Origin of the sequence: Roseobacter sp. CCS2 (genome assembly GCF_000169435.1) — a bacterium.
In the GTDB taxonomy this organism is placed as follows: Bacteria; Pseudomonadota; Alphaproteobacteria; order Rhodobacterales; family Rhodobacteraceae; genus Yoonia.
In genome coordinates this window covers 205,877-226,454 of record NZ_AAYB01000002.1, presented here as the reverse complement: position 1 = coordinate 226,454, position 20,578 = coordinate 205,877, and the positions used below count along the sequence as shown (strand labels likewise).

Here is a 20,578-nt window from a genome sequence, read left to right as displayed (position 1 = left end):
AAATGTCATCACTTCCTATCGCACAAATCGTACGCAAAGCCGGAGACTGGTCGGGGCCCGCCGAGGTTTGCGCACTGGACTATGCGGCGCGGTTTTTGCGGCGCAAACGGTTGGAAACCGCTGGGGGCAAACCATTCCTTGTTGATCTGGCGCATACGACGTCACTTGATCATGGGGACGCTCTTGAACTCAGCGATGGCAGTTTGGTTGAAGTGAAAGCGGCAGAAGAGAACCTGTATAAGGTGACAGGACACGATCTTGTCCGGCTCGCATGGCATGTCGGCAACCGGCACACGCCTTGCCAGATCAACGCCGACCATCTGCTGATTCAGGCGGATTCCGTGATTGGGCATATGCTGGAACACCTCGGCGCGACTGTGACCCCGATCACGGCCCCTTTCACCCCCGAAGGCGGCGCTTATGGTCATGGCCGCACCCATAGCCACGAGCATGTTGCGACCGCACATGAGCACTGATCGCGATATCCTGACGCTGGCGCAATGGTTGTCGCCTGCCTTTCCAGTCGGCGCTTTCGCCTATTCACATGGGTTGGAGGCTGCCATCCAGTCTGACGCGATCACATCAGGTCAGGACCTTAAAGACTGGCTAACGGATATCATCATCCATGGCAGCGGACGCAACGATTGTATCTTGTTGCGCGCGGCCCACGCCTGCGCTGACAATGCATCGCTGGACATCGTCAATGACACCGCACTTGCTTTCGCCGCATCGGCAGAGCGGCAACTTGAACAAACCCTGCAAGGTGCGGCCTTCTGCAAGACCACCGCCGCAATTTGGGGCGGCACTGGCCACGGTTACGTCTATCCTGTCGCCGTCGGTCAGGCAGCTGCGCGGCAGAATATCGACGTATCACTGACTGCTGCGATGTATCTACAAGCCATAAGCAGCAACCTGATCAGCGCGGCCATGCGGTTAATGGCACTGGGCCAAACCGAAGGGCAAAACATCCTTGCCTCACTGACAATACTTTGCGACGAAACAGCAAAGGCAACGACCGGCACCAAGCTGGATGACCTGCAAAGCACCGCTTTCATGGTTGATATCGCTGCGATGCACCACGAAACACTTCAACCAAGGATATTCCGCACATGACCGCGATGAATGGCCCCTTGCGTATTGGGATCGGTGGTCCCGTTGGCGCGGGCAAAACAACGCTGACAGCCGCCATCGCCAAGGCACTGCACCCACAATACTCTGTCGGGGTGATCACCAATGACATCTACACGCAAGAGGACGCCGAGGCCCTTATGCGGATGCAAATCTTGCCACAGGACCGGGTGATCGGGGTCGAAACCGGGGGCTGCCCGCACACAGCAATCCGCGAGGATGCGTCGATCAACCTTGCCGCAGTTGCGGAAATGCAAAGGCGGCATGATGATCTTGATCTGGTGCTGATCGAAAGCGGCGGCGACAACCTGTCAGCGACGTTCAGCCCTGAGTTGGCTGATATCACGATCTATGTCATCGACGTGGCCGCAGGCGAAGAAATCCCCCGCAAAGGCGGACCGGCCATCACCCGATCAGACCTACTTGTGATAAACAAGACCGATCTGGCACCATATGTTGGTGCTTCTTTGGATGTGATGAAGCGCGATAGCACACAGATGCGCGGCAACCGCCCCTTTGCATTTTGCGCACTCAAGCACGGCAAAGGGGTGGATGACGTTGTTCAATTTGTCATCGAAATGGGTGGGCTGGCGGCCACAGAAAACGACCTTGCAAAAAGCGTCGGGCGCTAGCGCGGCCGCACGCTTGGGTTGGCCCGGCGCTGTGCGCGCAGTTGGCTAGGGCGTCTTGGAGTGACGGTACATTGCGGTGCTGCATCTTCCAAACCATCCCGCGGCGATTGCTTTGACACAACAGCAGCGATAAACGCCGCGACATCAAATTCGCTTTCGTCCGCGGCGCGCGCAAGCGCCTTTTTCAAAGCACGGTTTGAAAGCGCAGCGGTCAATTGAATGGCGAGGGCACGTCGCAAATGATCATCTGATTCTGATGATACATTTTCTGCGTCCCACTGCTCTGCATCAGAAAGCTCGAACCCGGCTTCTTCAAGAAACAGTCGTACAATCGGCGGGGCGGATGTCACCACATTTGTGGTTTTAGGGTCGCGAAAAAAAGCGACAACTGTATTCGAACGGGCGTGGCCTTGGCTGGTCATCCCTTTATCAATACCCATCCCGGTTGCGCAGTGCGCATTGCCGACCGGGTACATTTCAAAATCATAACGCAACATGGATTCTTCTAAACTCTTGATACTTATTAACGCCAGATTAACAAATGTGGCGAGAATGAGCAAAGACTTTGTCCCAATAACGTCCACTTTTTGTCAAAAAGTTATGTCCAATCTACACACACAATGGTTGATAGAGTGTTAACAACTACAATCTATGCGGGACCAAGGGTATCTCTGAGTACAATTCTGGTCGCCAGCTCCACCGGCTTGATCGGCTCTCCATCCCTTAAAAGCCTGCCCAGCGCTTGCCCTGCCCTGCGCCCCATTTCCCGATGTGGGACATGAACGGTCGTCAGTGCCGGATAGGCGACCTGCGCCAATTCGATATCGTCAAAGCCCAAAACAGAAACATCCTGCGGCACCGAAAGACCAAGCGCACGCGCGCTGCGCAATGCGCCGACAGCCAGCACATCATTGCCGCAAAATACGGCAGTGGGGCGGTCAGGCATCGCCATCAGCCGGTCAAATGCAGCCGCCCCTTGATCAATACCATAGGTTGTTTCCTCGAAACGCAGCTGTGTCCCATCCAATCCGGCGGCCGCCATAGCACGCAAGATCCCGTCCCGGCGGGCAGCGGCACGATCATTCGGGCCGGTATCTGCGGAAATCAACGCCAGCCTGCGATGGCCCAGCGCAATGACCTTTGCTGCCAGACCCTGCATCGCCGCGCGGTTATCAAACCCAACAGACGGGCGCGGCGACTGAGGGTCGAACGCCCATGTCAACAGCACTGGAATACGCTGAGCATCCAAAAAGCGGTAAATTTCGGGCGCCCGTTGATACCCTATCAACAACAGCGCGTCGGCACCGCGCGCAACCAACGACCTGATCTGCTCTTCTTCGATCTGAGGCTGATAGGCCGTACTGGCAACCAACATCGTAAAACCATGTCGGCGCAACTCTTCCTGAAACGCCTCTAATCCGCGGGCAAAGATGGCGTTTTCCATCGTCGGAATAATGGCACCGATCGTATTCGTCCGCCGCGCCGCCATAACGCGCGCGCCGAAGTTCGGCGAATACCCAAGCAGCGCGATCGCATCCTGCACCTTCTGGCGCGTCTCAGGCGCCACCTTGTCTGGAAAATTCAGACAGCGTGATACCGTGGCGGTCGATACTTTGGCCGCTTCGGCCACGTCATGCAGCGTTGGTGTGGGATCAGAATTGATCGGTCATCTCCTTGAAAACGCAATGTTCCGCGCTGTTTTAGCCGGGCATGCGCCATCAAGATAGTCAAACTTACCCTGCGTTAACTTAAGCCCTTGCATTACTGCAATGTAAACGCTTACATAGCGCCAGAATCAAAGACGTCATCTGGGGGGAGGTTGCGTATGTTCATGAAATGCACAAGCAGACCAAGCTCTTGCCCGCACAACGACAAGACCGTCGGTGTTAGGCCCTGCTCACGTCCCCACAGACATTTTCTTTTTCCAAGGTAAGGCAAATCACGCATGGCACTTGAGTACCTCAAAAAAGCGACCCTCACGGCACAGTCCGGCGCATCTGATGTGCATGAACTTGTTCAGGGCATTCTGAACGATATCGAAGAGGGCGGGGACGCAAAGGCGCTGGAATATGCCGCCAAGTTCGACAAATACGACGGCAATGTAATCCTGACTGCGGAAGAGATTGAAGCCGCATCGGCGCTGGTGCCAGAGAAACTGAAAGAAGATATCCAGTTCGCCCATGACAACGTGAAACGCTTTGCCGAGGCACAGAAAGCAACAGTCAGCGATATCGAATATGAAATCGTTCCGGGTCTTATCGCCGGGCAAAAAGCGATCCCGGTTGATGCCGCAGGCTGCTATGTGCCCGGTGGTCGTTACAGCCATATCGCCTCGGCTATCATGACCGTGACAACCGCGAAGGTTGCGGGTTGCAACCACATCGCCGTTGCTTCCCCACCTCGTCCCGAAGTGGGTGTGGCCCCTGCCATCATCTATGCCGCCCACATCTGTGGCGCCGACAAGATCATGGCGATGGGCGGTGTGCAGGGTGTGGCCGCAATGACCTTTGGTTTGTTTAATCTGCCCAAAGCCAACATCCTTGTCGGCCCCGGTAACCAGTTTGTGGCCGAAGCCAAGCGCATCCTGTTTGGCCGCGTCGGCATCGACATGATCGCCGGCCCAACTGACAGCCTGATCCTTGCCGATCAATCCGCCGACCCGCATATTGTGGCGACCGACCTCGTCAGCCAAGCCGAGCATGGCTATAATTCGCCCGTTTGGCTGGTCACTGACAGCCGCGCTTTGGCCGAAGACGTGATGAACCGCGTCCCTGACCTGATCGCAGACCTGCCCGAAGTAAACCGCGACAACGCCGCCGCCGCATGGCGCGACTATGCCGAGGTGATCCTGTGCGCAGACCGCGAAGAAATGGCCGCCTGTTCCGACGACTACGCGCCAGAGCACCTAACGGTACAGGCCGAAGACCTGCCTTGGTGGCTGGATAGGCTTAGCTGCTATGGATCTTTGTTCTTGGGCGAAGAAACCACAGTATCCTACGGCGACAAGGCATCTGGCACGAACCACGTTCTGCCGACATCCGGTGCGGCATCATACACCGGTGGTCTGTCAGTCCACAAATACATGAAGATCGTCACATGGCAGCAAGCCACCCGCGAAGGGTCCAAGCGCGTCGCCGAAGCGACAGCCCGCATTTCCCGCCTTGAGGGCATGGAAGGGCACGCGCGCGCCGCTGATGTGCGTCTGGCGAAATACTTCCCTGGCGAGAACTTTGACCTGACACCACATGGCTGATCCCAGCGATCTCTTTGACCTGACAGGTCGCGTGGCTTGCGTCACTGGCGCAAGTGCGGGGCTTGGGCAAAGGGCCGCGACGGTTTTGGCATCCGCTGGGGCCAAGGTGGTCGGCGTGGCGCGGCGGGAGGAAGCACTGGAGGCCTGGGCGAAAGCCACCGGATCACATGCTGCCATTGTCACTGCCGACCTTTCGGATCGGGACGCGATTGAGGGGACCACCGCGGATATTGCAGCGCCCTTTGGCGCGCCGGATATTCTGGTACATGCCGCAGGCATCAACACACGTGAGACAGCGGATGATGTCACCCCTGCAGGCTGGGACGTGACGATGAACCTGAACCTTGCCGCACCGTTCTTTCTATCACAGGCCTTCGCGCCTGCGATGAAGGCCAAAGGCTGGGGGCGCATCGTCAACTTCGCCTCGCTTCAGACCACGCGCGCGTTTCCCGCTGGCATCAGTTACGGCACATCAAAGGCAGGCATTGGGCAACTGACCCGCGCCATGGCAGAGGCGTGGTCCAAAGACGGGATCACAGCCAATGCAATCGGTCCGGGCTTCTTTCCAACCGAACTAACTGGGCCGGTGTTCGCCGACCCCGAACGCGCAGCGCGCAATGCTGCCAATACATGTGTTGGGCGCAATGGCACGCTTTCGGATATAGATGGCCCGCTTCTCTTTCTCTGCTCTGACGCATCGGCTTATGTCACAGGACAAGTCCTCATGGTGGACGGAGGATATACAGCCAAATGAAAGCGCTTGTTTATGACGATGTGGAAACGCTTGTGTATCGCTATATGGCTGACCCTGTGCCCGCCGCCGGGCAAAGCCTGATCAAGATCGAAGCGTCAGGCATCTGCGGCTCTGACATGCATGCCTATCTTGGGCACGATGAACGCCGCCCTGCCCCGGTTATTCTGGGGCATGAGGCCGCGGGCACTGTCGTTGGCGGTGCACTGGACGGCAAGCGCGTGACGATCAACCCGTTGACCACCTGCGGTTTGTGCAAAGCCTGCAAAGCAGGCCGCGATAACCTGTGCCCCGATCGCATGATCATCTCAATGCCGCCGCGCGAAGGGGCGTTTGGCGAATTGGTGGTTATGGCAGACCGCAATCTTGTTGAAGTGCCCGACAATGTGCCACTGGCAAAAGCTGCATTGGCAGAGCCTTTGGCCTGCGGCTGGCACGCGGTGCGGCTGGGGTCTGAAGCGCTTGACATGCCGCTGACCGACGCCCGCTGTGTGGTTGTTGGTGGCGGTGCTATCGGCGTTGGTGCCGCCCTTTGCCTGCGGGCATTCGGCGCAACTGATATTCAGGTCATCGAACCCAACGCAGTACGCCGCGCGACGTTGGACACAATCGATGGTTTCACCGCAGTTGCACCGGGCACGGTCACAGAAGCCGATTTGGTCATCGACGGCGTCGGCTATGCCGCCACCCGCGCCGATGCCGCTGCAATCACCCGCCCCGGCGGTGTGATCATGCATATCGGCCTGGGCGAGGCAACGGGCGGCTTGGACATCCGCCGCATGACCCTGCAAGAGATTACATTTATCGGGACGTATACCTATACATCCCAAGATTTCCGCGACACGGCCGCTGCTATTTTCGACGGACGCCTTGGTGCGCTAGACTGGACCGAGGAAAGACCCCTTTCCGAAGGCGGGCAGGCCTTTGCTGACATCAGGGCAGGCGTCGTTGCTGCCCCCAAAATCATTTTGCGTCCCTAACGCAGGATCAAAGCTATCAGGAGTTTGCTATGTACAAGAACATCATCGTCCCCATGGCCCTTGACCACGGCATCGCCGACAAAACCATTCAGATCGCGCGCACCTTGCTGTCCGAGGGCGGTCAGATCACAGCACTCCACGTCCACGAAGCGCCGCAGAAAACAGTCAGCGCCTATGTCGATGAAAGCGTGATGCAAAGCGCCTTCGACCGCGCCGAAAAGCAACTGCAAGAGCGCGTGACGTCAATGGATGGCGTGAAAGGCGTCATCGTCAAAGGCCACAGTGGACGCACGATTGTCGACACCGCCACTAGCATGAAGGCAGATTGCATTGTGCTTGGCTCTCATAAGCCCGGGTTGATTGATTATCTGCTCGGCTCTACCGCCGCCCGCGTTGTCCGGCACGCCCCGTGTGCCGTGCATGTGGCGCGCTACTAACCGCTTTCATTTCCATAAACCCCAACGCCCGCTCTTAAGGCGCAATCAGGAGACCCCAGACCTTGAGTATCAGCAGCAAGATCGTGGATGACTTTGTCGCCAACGATGTATCCTTCATCACCACTGTGCCGTGCAAGCAGTTGGCCGGTGTAATCGACGAAGTCGAAGCACGCCCAGAAATCTTTCACATCCCGTCGAACAAAGAAGACGAAGGCATGGGCCTGTGCGCGGGTGCATTCATGGGCGGCAAACGCCCGGCAATCATCATGCAGAACACCGCCATTGGTGTAACCATCAACACGTTGGCGACGCTAACCCAGTATTACCGCATGCCCTTGCCGATGCTGATCAGCTACCGTGGCGAGCTGCGCGAACCTGTGGCCTGTCAGGTCGAAATGGCCGTGCACACCAAAGCACTGTTGAACCAGATGAACATCCCCACATACCACTTCCACAAGGAAGCGGACGCGGATGAGCTGGACGCGATCCTGAAATACACCTTCATGTGCAACAAACCTGTGGCGATCCTGACGGATGCGTCCTTCTGGGGAGGCTACGGCGACCAATGATCCGTTCTGAAATCCTGCGCGAAATCGCGCCAATCCTGCGTGACCAACTGGTCGTTTGCAACATCGGTCTGCCCAGCCAAGAGCTGCACATGATCGACGATAATGCCAAAAACTTCTACATGCTCGGCACCATGGGCCTGTCGTCGTCCATCGGTTTGGGTCTGGCCTTGGCGCAAGACAAGACGGTCATCTCTATCGACGGTGACGGCTCTATCCTGACCAACCTTGGCACGCTGCCCACGATTGCCAACAACGTGGCGGACAACTTCATCCTGTTGATTGTCGACAACGGCTCTTACGGCTCCACCGGTGATCAGCCGACCTATGCGGGCAAAAAAACCAAGCTGGAAAACGTGGCCAAAGCATGTGGCTGCGAGAACGTCGTTGTCTGCCAAGACAAAGACACCGGCAAGGTCCTGCAAGAGGCGATCGACAGCAAGCAAATGACCATCATCGTGACCAAATGCGACAGCGGCAACATCAAGCTGCCGGTCATCACGATGGACCCAGTGGTCATCCGTGATCGCTTCATGAAAGCGGTTGCCAGCTAAATGGCCGCAAAGATTCATTCCAGCGAAGACGCCCGCAGGCTTGCCCGCAAGCGCCTTCCTTGGATGGTCTTTGATTACATCGACGGTGCCGCCGGCGCTGAAACAGGGGCCGCGCGGAACCGTGCGGCCTTTGACAATCTGGAACTGCGCCCGCGTGTTTTGCGCGATGTCAGCGACAGGTCGTTGTCTGTCCCACTATGGGACAAGCCGACAAAAGCGCCCTTCGGGATCAGCCCGATGGGGATGTGCAACCTTTCTGGTCCTGGCGCAGACATGATGCTGGCACGATTGGCGGCGCGTGAAAACGTGCCTTTGGGCGTCTCAACCGTCGCGTCAACCGCAATGGAACCGTTGATCGAAGAGGCCGAAGGCAACGCGTGGTTTCAATTGTATTTCAGCGGCGACGGGTCAGGCACCTTCAAACTGGTCGAACGGGCTAAGGCCGCTGGTTATGACACCATCGTCCTGACGGTCGACGTGGCCGAAGTTGGTCGTCGCCCCCGCGAACTCCGCCACGGCTTCACCATGCCGTTCAAGATCGGCCCCAAGCAATTCATCGACTTCGCTCTGCACCCGCGTTGGTCGCTGACCTCGCTGTTTGCAGGCAAGCCGCAAATGGCGAACTTTGATATGGACGGCTATGATTTCGACCGCACCGAAAGCCGCGCCAAGGCGGATTGGGATACGCTGACCAAACTGCGCGATATGTGGCCCGGCAAGTTGGTCGTGAAAGGTGTGCTGGATGTCGAGGACTCTGTTGCCCTCAAATCAGCAGGCGTTGACGCAATCCAAGTCTCCAGCCACGGTTCACGCCAACTCGACAGCGCACCGGCACCGATCCTGAAACTCGCCGAAATCCGCGACGCCCTCGGCCCCGACTATCCGCTGTTCTACGACACCGGCCTGCGCAGTGGCGAGGATGTGGTCAAAGCCTACGCCCAAGGCGCCAACTTCACCTTCTTCGGGCGCGTCCTGCAATTCGCCATCGCCGCCGGCGGCGAAGAAGGCCTGCGCGAAGTTTGGTCCGTTCTGAAATCGGAAACGAGCATCACGCTTGCCCAGATCAGCAAGCGGTCTCTGGTCGCAGACGGAAACCGCTAGGCGGCTAACGCGCCTTCGCGCGCCCCATCAAACGCCACCCACTTCAGATCGCCATCATACCGCTGATCCATCTGACCATCCGCATTCAGCGTGAACAGGTGCAGCCAGCGATTGTCAAACAGCGCCCGGACATTTAGATGCTTCTCCAAAATCGCAGTAATCGCATCTGACGGGGCCTCAACACAGACCGACAACCGCAGCGGATCGTGGGCATACCCTTTACCGTCGTGGACCGACTGCCACGGCAAACCACCGCGCAACGCGCCGCCGTTGCCTTCGACCACACCGATACCGCCGGTGACGTTGTGGAGCAGCTTATTGCCCGCACCAAAGACGTTGGGTGCCACGACTGAACCATAGTATTGCAGGCTGATCCAGCTGGCGACCACAACAGGGGCCGTCAGGATCAGTTCCAGCACCCCAAACCCATCGTCCTTTTGCCAATCATAGTCATGCAGGAAGGCACGGCCTTCCAGTCCCTTGCCCTTTGTCCGCGCGCGCGGTGCCGCGATAAACGCCTTACAGCCTGCCAAAGCCCACTCTGGCCGGGTTTCCGACCAATCGCGGCTACGCTTACCGATATCATCGCCATTGGCGGCACGCGGCAGGCGCAAGGCACGTTCGGTCCGGGCCAGTTTACCGGAGGCGCTTAGCCAATCCTGCGCGGTCTTCAGGTGGCTTTGATGCTTATGCCCTGCGAAATCAGCGTCATAGATGGTCACATCATCGGTCGTCGTATCATGCAACCCACCGACAAAGAGCGTATCTTCAGGAACGGTGATCCCATTCTCGGCCAGCCCCGCACGCACATCTTTGTCATTCAGAATACCCGCCAAAAGCCGTGCATTCACCTCGCCCGTATACCCACCACATGCACCGCAATGCAGCGCACTGGCATGGGGGTTATTCACCACATTCGCACCATGGCCAAACAACAGAACCAAAGGCGCGAAATTATCAGTCAATGACATCGCACCCAAAATCGAGGTCGCCGCCCCAATCCGGTCGTCCAGACCAAAGCTTTCATCCAGCACCGGCACCTGTTTATCCGGCCCCTTCGCTGCATCGACGCCAAGCGCATCGCGCAGCAGTTTGCCCACATAAATCGGCCCAGATGCCTCTACAAACGCAAAAGACGACACCGCCGCCAGTTTGAACCGTCCCCAGGCGCGCTTTGCCCGTGCGCTGAAACGTGCGGTCTGATCTGCCGCCTCGTCCGTTCCGGCATGGCTGGTCACACCGTGGTTCAGCAGCACGGGCAAACGCTTTTCAGCGACATCAGACGCAAAGCTTTGGTGCGATGCGGTCAAACCAAAAAAGCCCGCAAAGCCCAATGTTTGAATATCAGGATCAACGCTTTCCAATGCGCGACGAAACACTTCAGAGCGCACATCAATACAAAACGCCGCTTGCATCGCGGGCCGCCCCTCTGATGCCGGTTCGGATGGGGCATTCAAGGTTTCGGCCAACGCGCGCTGACCCGCAAATTCAGCGGCAGACTGCAATGCGGCATCAATAAACTGATCCTCAGACGGGGTGACAGGTGTCGCATGCGCCTCGCGCACCTTTGCCCATTTCGCCTCAATCTCGGGCGCGTAACGCTTGTAAAGCGCCTGCTCCCACACCAACCGGATCGTCAAAACATCAACCAGCGTCAGATCCGTGCCACCAGCCAACTCTGCCTGCCAAAGGCGATAGCGGGCCACCTGTGACCACCCGCCCAAGCCCAGCAGCAACTGGTGAAAGTATGTCTCGCTCGCCTCGGCGGTTAACCCCAACACATCAGCCGCATCAACCAGCGCGGTGCGTGTGCGGGCCGCTGTGTTGGCCACCAGACTGCCGAACCCCGAAAGCCCTGCAATTTCAGCCGTCAAATCGCGGCTGGCAAAGTCGCGCCATGCATCAAAGGCCCGGCGCCCCGGCTTGTTCTGCCACAGTGCCTGACCTGCATCAAAATACCCGGCAGCCCAGACGCCAAAGCGTTCTTCCACGATACCCGGCCAATCGATCCCCGAAACTTCTGCGGCAAGGTCCGCCACGGTCGGCAAAGCGGCAGCCGCAGCGGATGCGCCATCAGCCGCGGCCTTGAATGCTGCGATATCCTGCGCCGCACCCGGCACCTGCGCCAATGCAGCCGTCAGATCTGCGTCCGTAATTGTCCCATCGCTGATTTTCGCCTGATACCAATCGCGCGGCATAGTAACCGCCGTGCCTGCAACACGGTCCAACAAGGCTGCGACCTGCGGCAAGTTCTGCTCGGTCTGCCCCAAAAACGGGTTCACGGCGACGGATGAGGACAGCGGCCAAAGCGGTGGAATGGCGCGGCCTGCGGCCTCTGCCTTGGCGATCACTTCCAGATGTGCGCCGGAATAGCCTGCGTATGTTTCCGCCTTCATTGTGCCGCTCCTTTATTGGATGGTGTCCGCTTCCAGCCGCCCAGGATACGGTCAGAAATCGCATTGATATAAAGCCCGTTGGACAGGTGAACGCGCACACCCTGCGCCGCCGGATGGTAAGACCACAAAGGCAGCGTCGCCTGCGCCAGAGCCACCAAACCAAAGCTGATCATGGCCAGCAGGATCAGCGCCCACTCCAAAGCGCCTGCCTGCGGGGTTGCAGGCAAAGTGCCAGCAGTCAGCCATTCGGAGGCGCGTTGCAAAACAAGGTAGCTAACGGTGACGGCCCCGGCGTAGGCGGCGGTACGCAAAGTCAGCGCTTGGGGGGCCTCATCAGCGAAACCTTGGGCCAGCAGGTACGCCACCCCGAAGATCAGGATCGCACCAAGGGCGACAGCCTGTGAGGATTTACCACCAAAGTCGAAGCCCAACCCAAGCACCGCATACACGACGCCATAGATGACCAAGGCCACCAAGAATGCCCTCGTCACAGCCCCCAGATTTGGCACTGCAACCGGCCCCGGCTTGCGGATGGCCGCAACATTCTGCACGGCGTTGCCAGCGGACAGGAAGGCATGCGCCTTATAAAGCGAATGCGCCACGATATGCAGCAATGCCAGCGGGAACAGCGCCAAACCGCATTGCAAAATCATGAAGCCCATCTGCGCGATGGTGGACCATGCCAGCGACGCCTTTACCGTGGGCTGCGTCAGCATGACCAAGCCGCCAAATAGCGCGGTAAAACCGCCTACCATCACCAACCCAGCCAGCACCAATGGCGACAGCAACATCACATCAGCAAAGCGGATCAGCGCAAAACCACCGGCATTCACCACACCTGCGTGCAACAGGGCAGATACCGGCGTTGGTGCTTCCATCACTTCGGTCAGCCAACCATGTGTGGGGAATTGCGCGGATTTCAGGATCGCCGCCAAAGCGATCAAGGCGGCCGCAGCTACACCCATACCGCCACCTTCGCCTTGCGTGGCTTCTGACAGGATCGCAGAAATCTGCGTTGTGCCATATGTGCTGGCCAACAAAAGAGCCGCACCGATAACGGCCACATCGCCAATTCGCGCCATGATGTATTTCTTATGCGCCGCCCGCTGTGCCGCCACCCGCTCTGGATAAAACAGTAACAGCTTGTGCAAACACACGCTTGTCGCGATCCATGCACCAACGAACTGTGTGACGTTGCCGGACTGAATCAGGAATAATACCGCCGAAAGGGTGGCCAACAGCCAGAACGTAAAGGCATTCTGCCGCTCTTCCCCATCAAGATATGTACGCGCGTAACGCACGACGACCCAGCCGATGAAGGTGACCAGCAACAGCATCACGATGCTCACAATATCAAGCCGCACCGAAAACCCGATGCCAAACAGCCCCAACAGGAAGCTGTCCCCGCTGCCGTTCACTGCCAGCACAATCGCCGACAGGACCGCCACGGCGATGGCACCCAAAGTCGCTTGTTCGGCGATCAACGCGCCCTTTTGCGCAGACACCCCTTCCATAAAGCGAGGGGCAAAGGCAGCGACCAGCAAGATCAGCGGTGCCAGTAGGGGTAAGGCGTTGAGCAACATCAGGGTCTCCATCGCGTTGAATAGCTTTACGACTGGGTACGGCATAGGCATCAAGATAAAAAATACATTGTTTGCTACTTATCGTTCACTTAAAACGAATGGTATGGCTGATATGAATTACAATCACCTGCGCTATTTCTGGGCTGTTGCCCATGACGGCAACCTTACGCGGACAGCAGGTAAACTGAACCTGTCGCAATCGGCGCTTTCGGTGCAGATACGAAAACTAGAGGACCGGCTGGGGCATGCGCTTTTTGAACGACGCGGGCGGCAGCTGCACCTGACCGAGGCCGGACGGATCACGCTGGATTATGCAGATACGATCTTTGATGCTGGCAAAGACCTGCTGGGCACACTTAGCCAGCAAGGGCGGCCACGACAGGTTTTGCGTGTTGGTGCGTTGGCCACGCTTTCGCGGAACTTTCAAATCGAATTTCTGCGCCCCCTGCTGGGTCAGGCCGATGTTGAACTGGTGCTCCGCTCTGGCACGCTGGTTGAACTATTGCAAAGCCTTGAAACACTTAGCCTTGATGTGGTTCTGACCAACCGCGCGCCCGCGCATGATGCAATGTCCAACTTTACCTCGCAGCCGATTTCGGACCAGCCTGTCAGCTTGATCGGTCGCCCGTCGCGACTGTCTGGCAACACCCCATTGACCACGCTACTGCGCGACAACCCCATCATCGTACCGACCGAAGACAGCCCTGTACGCGCCGGTTTTGACCGATTTTGTGCACGGGAAGGTATCGAACCTACGCTGGCCGCCGAGGTCGATGACGTTGCCATGATGCGCCTGTTGACGCGCGAAAATATCGGCCTTGGCGTCCTGCCACCCATTGCTGTGCAGAACGAATTGCAATCGGGCATGTTAGTGGAATGCCAGCACCAAATGGGCTTGGCCGAAAGCTTTCACGCAGTAACTGTCGCGCGCAAGTTCCCCAATCCACTACTTGGCCAATTGCTAGAAAGTGACCACTGACAGCACGGCCTACTCAGCCGGGACCAAACCCGGCTCATTCTCAAACCGCTTGGCCCGCCGTTCGCTCAGCATCAGCATGGCTGGAGTAACCAGCAGCGTCAGCACAGTGGCAAAGATCAAACCACCGGCAATCGCGCTGGACAGTTCCGTCCACCACTGCGTGGACGGCGCGCCATAGACGATTTCGCGGGTGAAGAAACTGATGTTCAGACCAATCACCATGGGCATCAGGCCAAGCGCTGTCGTCACCGAGGTCAGCACCACAGGCCGCAAACGCCGTGCACCGGTGCGCAAAGCGGCTTCTAATGATGACAGGCCCTGCGCCTTGAGTTGGTTGAACGTATCAATCAAAACGATGTTGTTGTTCACCACGATACCGGCAAGGGCGATCACACCGATCCCGCCCATCACAACGCCAAAAGGGCGCCCGGTGATCATCAAACCCAGCAAGACACCCGCGATTGAAAATACAATCGCCGACATGACGATAAACGCCTGCCAGAAGCTGTTGAACTGGGTCAGCAGGATCACAAACATCAGACCAATCGCAGACAAGAACGCACCAATCAGGAAAGTCATCGATTCTTCCTGATCTTCTGCTTCGCCACCAAATTCGACCCGTACACCCGCTGGCAGGTCCATTTTCTCAATGGCGTCTTGCAGCGCTACGGTTTGATCATTGGCCAGCACACCGGATGCCACATCCGCCGATATTGTAATGACACGTTCTTGGTCAACGCGTGTGATCACACCACTGCGCGGCGCGGGGTTGAACGACACAAAGTTCGAAATCGGCACAAGGCCCGCATCTGTTGGGACGCGCAAGGCCTCAAGCTCGGCCAAAGTGCGGTCCCCGGCAGGGAAACGGACCACAATGTCGACCTCGCCATCGCCATCTTCGGGGCGGTAATCGGCAACGGTAATGCCGCGTGTGAGCAATTGCACAGCTTGGCCCAGCAAAGCCACGTTCGCGCCACTGCGCGCAGCCTCGGACCGATCAACCGAGATTTGCCATTCCACACCGGGGCTGGGGCGCGTATCGACCACATCAATAAAACCGCCCAAGCGCGTCATCTGCGCAAGGATCAGTTCAACAGCGGCCTCTTGGTCGTCGGGGTTATTGCCAACGACCTCCAGATTGATCGGCTTGCCGCCACCGGGGCCGCCTGAATCCGTCTGAACCTGGACGTCGATGCCGGGGATCTGGGCCATGTCAGCGCGAATATCCTCGGCAATCATGCTGACAGTACGGCGGGTGTCCCAGTCAGCCAATTCCAACTGAAGCCCCCCGATCGTGTCAGTACCATCGTTGCCACCACCTGAACGGGCATAGACGCTTGCGATTTCATCATAAGTCGCCAGACGGGCTTCGACCTGACGGACCAACGCATCCTGTTCATAAACCGAAAAATTGTCCTTCGCGCGCACTTCAACCTGCGCATACTCAGGCTCTACCTCGGGAAAGAAGGTCAAACCATTGCCAAGACTGCCGTAAGCCACGAAAGACGCGACCAAGGCCATCACAGCAAAACTCAGCGTGGTCCAGGGCCGCAGGATCGACCATTCAAGAACCCGCACATAGCCGCCCATAAACCCGGTCATCTTGCGTGGATCACCATGTTCGGCCGCGTAAAGCTGTGCCTTGGCTTTGGCGGACTGGGCCTGCCGTTTGCCAATCAGACCACCCATAACCGGAATAAACACCAGTGCCATGAACAGCGACGCGGCAAGCGTGAAGATGACCGTAATGGGCAGAAACTTCATGAATTCGCCTACAACGCCCGACCAGAAAAGCAGCGGAAAGAACACGCATAGCGTTGTCGCGGTCGACGCGATGATGGGCCACGCCATACGCTTGGCCGCGCGGGCGTAAGCCTCTTTTGGGGGTTGCCCTTCATGCAGGTAACGGTCGGCCAGTTCGGTCGTGACAATCGCCCCGTCCACCAACATGCCCACCACAAGGATCAGTGAAAACAGCACCACGATGTTCATCGTGAACCCCATGAAATAAAGACCCGCAACACCTGTCAGGAACGCACCGGGAATGGCCAGACCAACCAGTAGTGATGACCGCAACCCAAGAGCATAAACCACAACGATCATCACCAGAATAATCGCCGCGATGACGTTTGCTTCCAGATCAGACAGCATCGTCTTGACCGTTTCGCTTTCATCCAGCGTGTAACGGACCTGAACACTGTCCGGCCATCCGGTTTGCTGCGCTTCAATAAGCGCACGCACCTCGTCAGCCGTTTCGATAATATTAGCACCAACACGCTTTTTGATCTCAAGCGCCAGCGCAGGCTGCCCATCAATACGGGCAAAGCCGTTGGGGTCTTCAAACGTGCGGCGAATGGTGGCGACGTCGGCAAAGGTTACAACGGTCTGACCACGCACCAGAACGGGCAGTTCCATCACATCTTCAAGGTTTTCAATCAGGCCCGGCACTTTTAGCACCAACCGCCCTGCTTCGCTTTCAATCGCACCGGCGGCAATCAACTGGTTGTTGTTGGTGATCGAACTGATCAGCTCATTGAACGAGATATTGTAGGTTTCAAACACTGTCGGGTCGATCAGCACTTCCATCAGCTCAGTGCGTTTGCCGGCAACATCAACCTCCAACACACCACCCAGCGATTCAATGTCGTCTTGCAGATCTTCGGCCAAACCGTTCAGCGTGCGTTCGGGCACCGGGCCAGACAGAATGACGGTCAGGATCGGAAACAACGCCGTATTAATCTCAGTCACGATAACGGTGGCATCCGAAGGCAATTCATTCTCGACCCGGTCAGCGCCTTCGCGCACCTTGTCCAATGCCTCATCCGCATCAAAGCCAGGTTCAAAATCCAGTTGGACCGCCCCGCGCCCTTCGCTGGCTGTGGCGGTCATAGATTTCAGACCGGTAAGCGAGGCGAACTCGGTTTCCAAAGGCCGCACTAGAACATCTTCGGAATCTTCGGGTGAAATCCCATCAACAGAGGCTGATACAAAAACAATCGGGATCGGGATCTCTGGGTTGCTTTCTTTCGGGATCGCAATGTAGGACAGCGACCCAACAGCCAACAAGAATATCAGCACCAGTTGCACAACCTTGCTGCGGTTGAAGGCCGCATCAATCAGCGCGTTCATTGCGACACATCCGCCGTCTGGGCGGCCGCTGCCGGACGCGGGTCAACCAGATCGCCCGCATTCACAAAGCCCTGACCCACGGTGATAATTTGCGCACTGTCGGGCAGGCCGGTAATCCAGACGCCATCGGTTTGCGCACGCACGATGGACACTGGCGCAAAAGCAACGGTGTTGTCGTCCTGCACCGTTTTAATCCCCAGATCGCCGTTTGTGCCCAGCGATAGAATCGCAGGTGAAATAAAGTGACCGCGCGCCTGCCCGGTGGGGATCGCAATACGCGCACTCAGGCCCGCGGGCATGACGCTGTCAGGGTTATCAACCGTCACTTCGACCCGGAAGGTGCGGGTCTGCTGGTCGGCATTTGCGCCGATAAAGCTGACAATACCGGGGCGTTGTTCGCCGGTAATAAACTGCACCTCGGCCATTTGATCGTTCTGAATGCGCGACAAGGCCTGTTGCGGCACCTGAATGACAACAGTCAGCGGATCATTATCAAGTACCTCTGCGACAACATTGCCAGCATCGACAAATTCACCTTCGTCCAGAGTCATGTCATTCAACCGACCGGCAAAGGGGACGCTGATAATTGTTTTGTCCAACTGCTCTTGTGCCGCAGTCACCGCGGCATCTGCCGCCGCCTTGGCCGCGCGTGCCGTACTCACCCGGTCCTCTGTTGCGACGCCGCGATCTTGTAGGGCAATGGCGTTATTGAGATCTCTTGTCGCCTGATCAAGCTGCGTCTGGGCCTGCAAAAGTTGCGCCTCAATTGTTTCTGCATCAATCCGGCCAATCTCCTGACCCGCAGCGACAAGATCGCCGCGTGCGGCAGATACTGACACAACCTGCCCGCTCACCTCAGCCTGAATGTTGGTCGCCCGGTCAGGCTGCGACTGACCTTCGGCCGTCAGAACCAGTTGTACATCCTGCGCCTGCGACGGCATGACGGCAACCGCAATCGCGCTTTGCGTGGGCGGTTCCGCGTTCTCGTCCTGGGCAGCTTGGCTGGGAATGATATAGCCGCTGCCCATCCAGCCCACCAAAAGCAGCGCCAAAAATCCGGCAACCCATTTTGAGCGGCCAGCGCCCTTATCCGCATCGAACGTCAGCTTTCCGGCCAAATCCGGTTGATTGTCTTGTGTCATAAACACGTCCCTCAGCGTTACATGCAATTTACGCACAACCGCGAAATACGATTTGAGGTTAGATAGGCGCACATTGTCGCAGTTACCAGATACCGCGCGTGTAATTCTGGTGTGAATGGCGGCTTTTGACTGGTGCTGGGGCCTTGTACCTGCCCATCGACACCCTTCGGCAGACACCGTAAACCCCAAGCTATGACTGATAGCGACAGCCCCCCGGACCTGCTGCCCCTTGGCGTTGATGGCGTTCTTGTGCGCTTTGCGCGGCATATGTCCGAGGATGCCAACGCCCATGCGCTTGGATTTCGCGATCTTGTGCAGGATGCAGCACTGCCCGGGGTCACCGAGGTTGCATCATCACTTGTCTCGGTCCGCGTCGGGTTTGACCCCGAAAAGACCAATCGCAGCACGATCACAGACGCACTTAAATTACTACTGACGCAGCATAAAACAACCAACGACAGCCCTCGCAGGCTCTGGCGCATTCCCGCGGCCTTCGGGACTGATTTCGCCCCGCAACTTGATGAGGTCGCGGCGCTGGCCGGGCTGACGCCGCAGCAGGCCGTTGCGCAAATTGAGGCCACACAGCTGCGCGTCATCGCCATCGGCTTTGCGCCGGGCCAACCTTATCTGGGCATGTTGCCGGATCACTGGAACATCCCGCGCCAGACCGCACTGACCAAAAGCCTGCCGCGTGGGGCACTGATTACCGCCGTGCGGCAACTGATTATCTGGGCGGCTGACGCCCCGACAGGCTGGCGGCACATCGGTCAGACCGCCTTTCGCGTGTACTTGCCAGAAACCTCTACACCTTTCGCCTTTGAACCTGGCGACATGGTACAATTTCAGGCAGTTTCAGACACCGATTTCCGCGCGATCCAGACAAATACTGATACAAATGGCGGTGCCACATGCGAGGTGCTGCGCTAATGGCAATCCTCACTGTTCACACAGCCGGTCCGGGCCTGACGGTGCAAGACCTGGGGCGGCCCGGTTGGAAGGCGCAGGGACTATCTACCGGCGGTGCCGCCGATCCGGTGGCGCTGTTGGAGGGGGCTGCTTTGCTGGGTGTCGCCCCCACGGACGCCGTGATCGAAATGATGGGCTATGGCGGCACATTCAGCGTGGATGAAGGGATGCGCTTTGCACTGACTGGCGCAATGATGCAGGCCGATATTGACGGCGATCCTGTCCTTCACAATACGACGCATTTCCTGCCCGCAGGCGCAAAACTGACCATCCGAAGCGCGCAAAAAGGCGTTTATGGCTATCTGCGCCTTGCAGGCGGCGTGGCGACAGACCCCATCATGGACAGCCGGGCCACCCATTTGACCGCGGGCATCGGTGCACGCCTTCAAACGGGTGATGCATTGCCCGTCGGGCCAGACCCGGACAGGGTGCGCGCGCCGCAGAAACTGACCGCGGCCGACCGTTTCTCAGGCGGCACAATCCGGATCATGCCCGGACCGCAGACAGATTTCTTCAACGCTGAGACGATAGACAGGTTCTGCGCCACGCCATTCAAACGCAGTCAAAGCGGCAACCGTCAGGGTATCCGGCTGGAACACGATGGCGCGCAGTTTGGTATATCCGGCAGCCTGACCCACGTCTCAGACCTGATCGTGCCTGGCGATATCCAGATCGCTGGCGAAGGTGTGCCCTATATTCTGCTGGCCGAATGCCAGACCATCGGCGGCTACCCCCGGATTGGTAGTGTGATCCCTGCAGACCTGCCAAAGATCGTGCAAGCCGCCCCCGGCACGCCACTGCGGTTTCAGTTCATCACCGTTGCCCAAGCCGACACAACAGCCACCTCGCAATATGCGCAACTGCGTGCGCTCACCAAGATGTGCCAGCCTGTGGTGCGCGACCCGCATGACATCGCCGATCTGCTTGGTTACCAATTGATCAGCGGGGCAACCCCCGGCGACGATCTGGAAAGGCCCTGAC

The 20,578-nt window shown here is 57.9% G+C and carries 19 protein-coding genes; 13 read left to right on the top strand and 6 right to left on the bottom strand.

Going from position 1 to position 20,578, the window contains the following annotated elements; all coding sequences use genetic code 11:
- Nucleotides 1-2 precede the first annotated feature (2 nt).
- Genes RCCS2_RS07715 through ureG form a run of 3 tightly spaced genes read left to right on the top strand, consistent with a single transcriptional unit; the run spans nucleotide 3 to nucleotide 1,760 of the window.
- Complete coding sequence (locus RCCS2_RS07715; protein WP_008232965.1) at nucleotides 3-476, top strand: urease accessory protein UreE; 474 nt, start codon at nucleotides 3-5, stop codon at nucleotides 474-476.
- Nucleotides 466-1,113, top strand: coding sequence for an urease accessory protein UreF (locus tag RCCS2_RS07710; RefSeq protein ID WP_008232963.1), 648 nt, complete (start codon nucleotides 466-468; stop codon nucleotides 1,111-1,113). Before RCCS2_RS07715 ends, RCCS2_RS07710 begins: the two co-directional genes overlap by 11 nt.
- Nucleotides 1,110-1,760 carry an urease accessory protein UreG gene (ureG, locus tag RCCS2_RS07705; RefSeq protein ID WP_008232962.1) on the top strand — a complete coding sequence of 217 codons (651 nt, stop codon included), beginning with the start codon at nucleotides 1,110-1,112 and terminating at the stop codon, nucleotides 1,758-1,760. The genes RCCS2_RS07710 and ureG overlap by 4 nt, the downstream gene beginning before the upstream one ends.
- On the opposite strand, the gene RCCS2_RS07700 is transcribed toward ureG, so the two are convergent.
- Nucleotides 1,757-2,257: a hypothetical protein gene (locus RCCS2_RS07700; RefSeq protein WP_008232960.1), complete on the bottom strand. Its 501-nt coding sequence runs from the start codon at nucleotides 2,255-2,257 to the stop codon at nucleotides 1,757-1,759. The two genes, ureG and RCCS2_RS07700, sit on opposite strands and share 4 nt — an antisense overlap.
- Before the next feature lie 152 nt (nucleotides 2,258-2,409).
- Nucleotides 2,410-3,390 carry a LacI family DNA-binding transcriptional regulator gene (locus tag RCCS2_RS07695; protein WP_008232958.1) on the bottom strand — a complete coding sequence of 327 codons (981 nt, stop codon included), beginning with the start codon at nucleotides 3,388-3,390 and terminating at the stop codon, nucleotides 2,410-2,412.
- Nucleotides 3,391-3,705: 315 nt separating this feature from the next.
- Here RCCS2_RS07695 and hisD point away from each other — a divergent pair, with 315 nt between their 5' ends.
- From hisD to RCCS2_RS07660, 7 genes are all read left to right on the top strand, one after another.
- Nucleotides 3,706-5,013 carry a histidinol dehydrogenase gene (gene hisD, locus RCCS2_RS07690; protein ID WP_008232956.1) on the top strand — a complete coding sequence of 436 codons (1,308 nt, stop codon included), beginning with the start codon at nucleotides 3,706-3,708 and terminating at the stop codon, nucleotides 5,011-5,013.
- Nucleotides 5,006-5,767 carry an SDR family NAD(P)-dependent oxidoreductase gene (locus tag RCCS2_RS07685; RefSeq protein ID WP_008232953.1) on the top strand — a complete coding sequence of 254 codons (762 nt, stop codon included), beginning with the start codon at nucleotides 5,006-5,008 and terminating at the stop codon, nucleotides 5,765-5,767. The genes hisD and RCCS2_RS07685 overlap by 8 nt, the downstream gene beginning before the upstream one ends.
- On the top strand, nucleotides 5,764-6,744 hold the full coding sequence (locus RCCS2_RS07680) for an alcohol dehydrogenase catalytic domain-containing protein (protein ID WP_008232952.1): 981 nt from the start codon (nucleotides 5,764-5,766) through the stop codon (nucleotides 6,742-6,744). Before RCCS2_RS07685 ends, RCCS2_RS07680 begins: the two co-directional genes overlap by 4 nt.
- A 29-nt stretch (nucleotides 6,745-6,773) precedes the next feature.
- Complete coding sequence (locus tag RCCS2_RS07675; RefSeq protein ID WP_008232951.1) at nucleotides 6,774-7,181, top strand: universal stress protein; 408 nt, start codon at nucleotides 6,774-6,776, stop codon at nucleotides 7,179-7,181.
- A 62-nt stretch (nucleotides 7,182-7,243) separates the two neighbouring features.
- Nucleotides 7,244-7,750 (top strand): sulfopyruvate decarboxylase subunit alpha, encoded by a 507-nt coding sequence (comD, locus tag RCCS2_RS07670; RefSeq protein ID WP_008232950.1) that lies wholly within the window; start codon nucleotides 7,244-7,246, stop codon nucleotides 7,748-7,750.
- Nucleotides 7,747-8,301, top strand: coding sequence for a sulfopyruvate decarboxylase subunit beta (gene comE / locus RCCS2_RS07665; RefSeq protein ID WP_008232949.1), 555 nt, complete (start codon nucleotides 7,747-7,749; stop codon nucleotides 8,299-8,301). The genes comD and comE overlap by 4 nt, the downstream gene beginning before the upstream one ends.
- Nucleotides 8,302-9,402: an alpha-hydroxy acid oxidase gene (locus RCCS2_RS07660; protein WP_008232948.1), complete on the top strand. Its 1,101-nt coding sequence runs from the start codon at nucleotides 8,302-8,304 to the stop codon at nucleotides 9,400-9,402.
- Here the strand turns inward: RCCS2_RS07660 and RCCS2_RS07655 are convergent.
- The gene (locus tag RCCS2_RS07655; protein WP_008232946.1) at nucleotides 9,399-11,798 is read right to left on the bottom strand and encodes a YbcC family protein; all 2,400 of its coding nucleotides are present in this window, start codon (nucleotides 11,796-11,798) and stop codon (nucleotides 9,399-9,401) included. The two genes, RCCS2_RS07660 and RCCS2_RS07655, sit on opposite strands and share 4 nt — an antisense overlap.
- Nucleotides 11,795-13,381, bottom strand: coding sequence for a proton-conducting transporter transmembrane domain-containing protein (locus RCCS2_RS07650; RefSeq protein WP_037293934.1), 1,587 nt, complete (start codon nucleotides 13,379-13,381; stop codon nucleotides 11,795-11,797). Before RCCS2_RS07650 ends, RCCS2_RS07655 begins: the two co-directional genes overlap by 4 nt.
- Nucleotides 13,382-13,484: 103 nt before the next feature.
- On the opposite strand from RCCS2_RS07650, the gene RCCS2_RS07645 reads away from it, so the two are divergent.
- Nucleotides 13,485-14,360, top strand: a complete 876-nt coding sequence (locus RCCS2_RS07645) for a LysR family transcriptional regulator (RefSeq protein WP_008232942.1) — start codon at nucleotides 13,485-13,487, stop codon at nucleotides 14,358-14,360.
- 9 nt (nucleotides 14,361-14,369) lie between these two features.
- Here RCCS2_RS07645 and RCCS2_RS07640 read toward each other — a convergent pair whose 3' ends face one another.
- Together RCCS2_RS07640 and RCCS2_RS07635 are read right to left on the bottom strand one after the other, a co-directional pair.
- Nucleotides 14,370-17,489 carry an efflux RND transporter permease subunit gene (locus RCCS2_RS07640; RefSeq protein WP_008232940.1) on the bottom strand — a complete coding sequence of 1,040 codons (3,120 nt, stop codon included), beginning with the start codon at nucleotides 17,487-17,489 and terminating at the stop codon, nucleotides 14,370-14,372.
- Nucleotides 17,486-18,631, bottom strand: coding sequence for an efflux RND transporter periplasmic adaptor subunit (locus RCCS2_RS07635; protein ID WP_008232938.1), 1,146 nt, complete (start codon nucleotides 18,629-18,631; stop codon nucleotides 17,486-17,488). The genes RCCS2_RS07640 and RCCS2_RS07635 overlap by 4 nt, the downstream gene beginning before the upstream one ends.
- Before the next feature lie 192 nt (nucleotides 18,632-18,823).
- Between RCCS2_RS07635 and RCCS2_RS07630 the strand changes: the two genes are divergently transcribed.
- Both RCCS2_RS07630 and RCCS2_RS07625 read left to right on the top strand, forming a co-directional pair.
- Nucleotides 18,824-19,558, top strand: coding sequence for a 5-oxoprolinase subunit B family protein (locus RCCS2_RS07630; protein ID WP_008232936.1), 735 nt, complete (start codon nucleotides 18,824-18,826; stop codon nucleotides 19,556-19,558).
- Nucleotides 19,558-20,577: a biotin-dependent carboxyltransferase family protein gene (locus RCCS2_RS07625; RefSeq protein WP_008232934.1), complete on the top strand. Its 1,020-nt coding sequence runs from the start codon at nucleotides 19,558-19,560 to the stop codon at nucleotides 20,575-20,577. The genes RCCS2_RS07630 and RCCS2_RS07625 overlap by 1 nt, the downstream gene beginning before the upstream one ends.
- The last annotated feature ends 1 nt before the right edge of the window (nucleotide 20,578 follow it).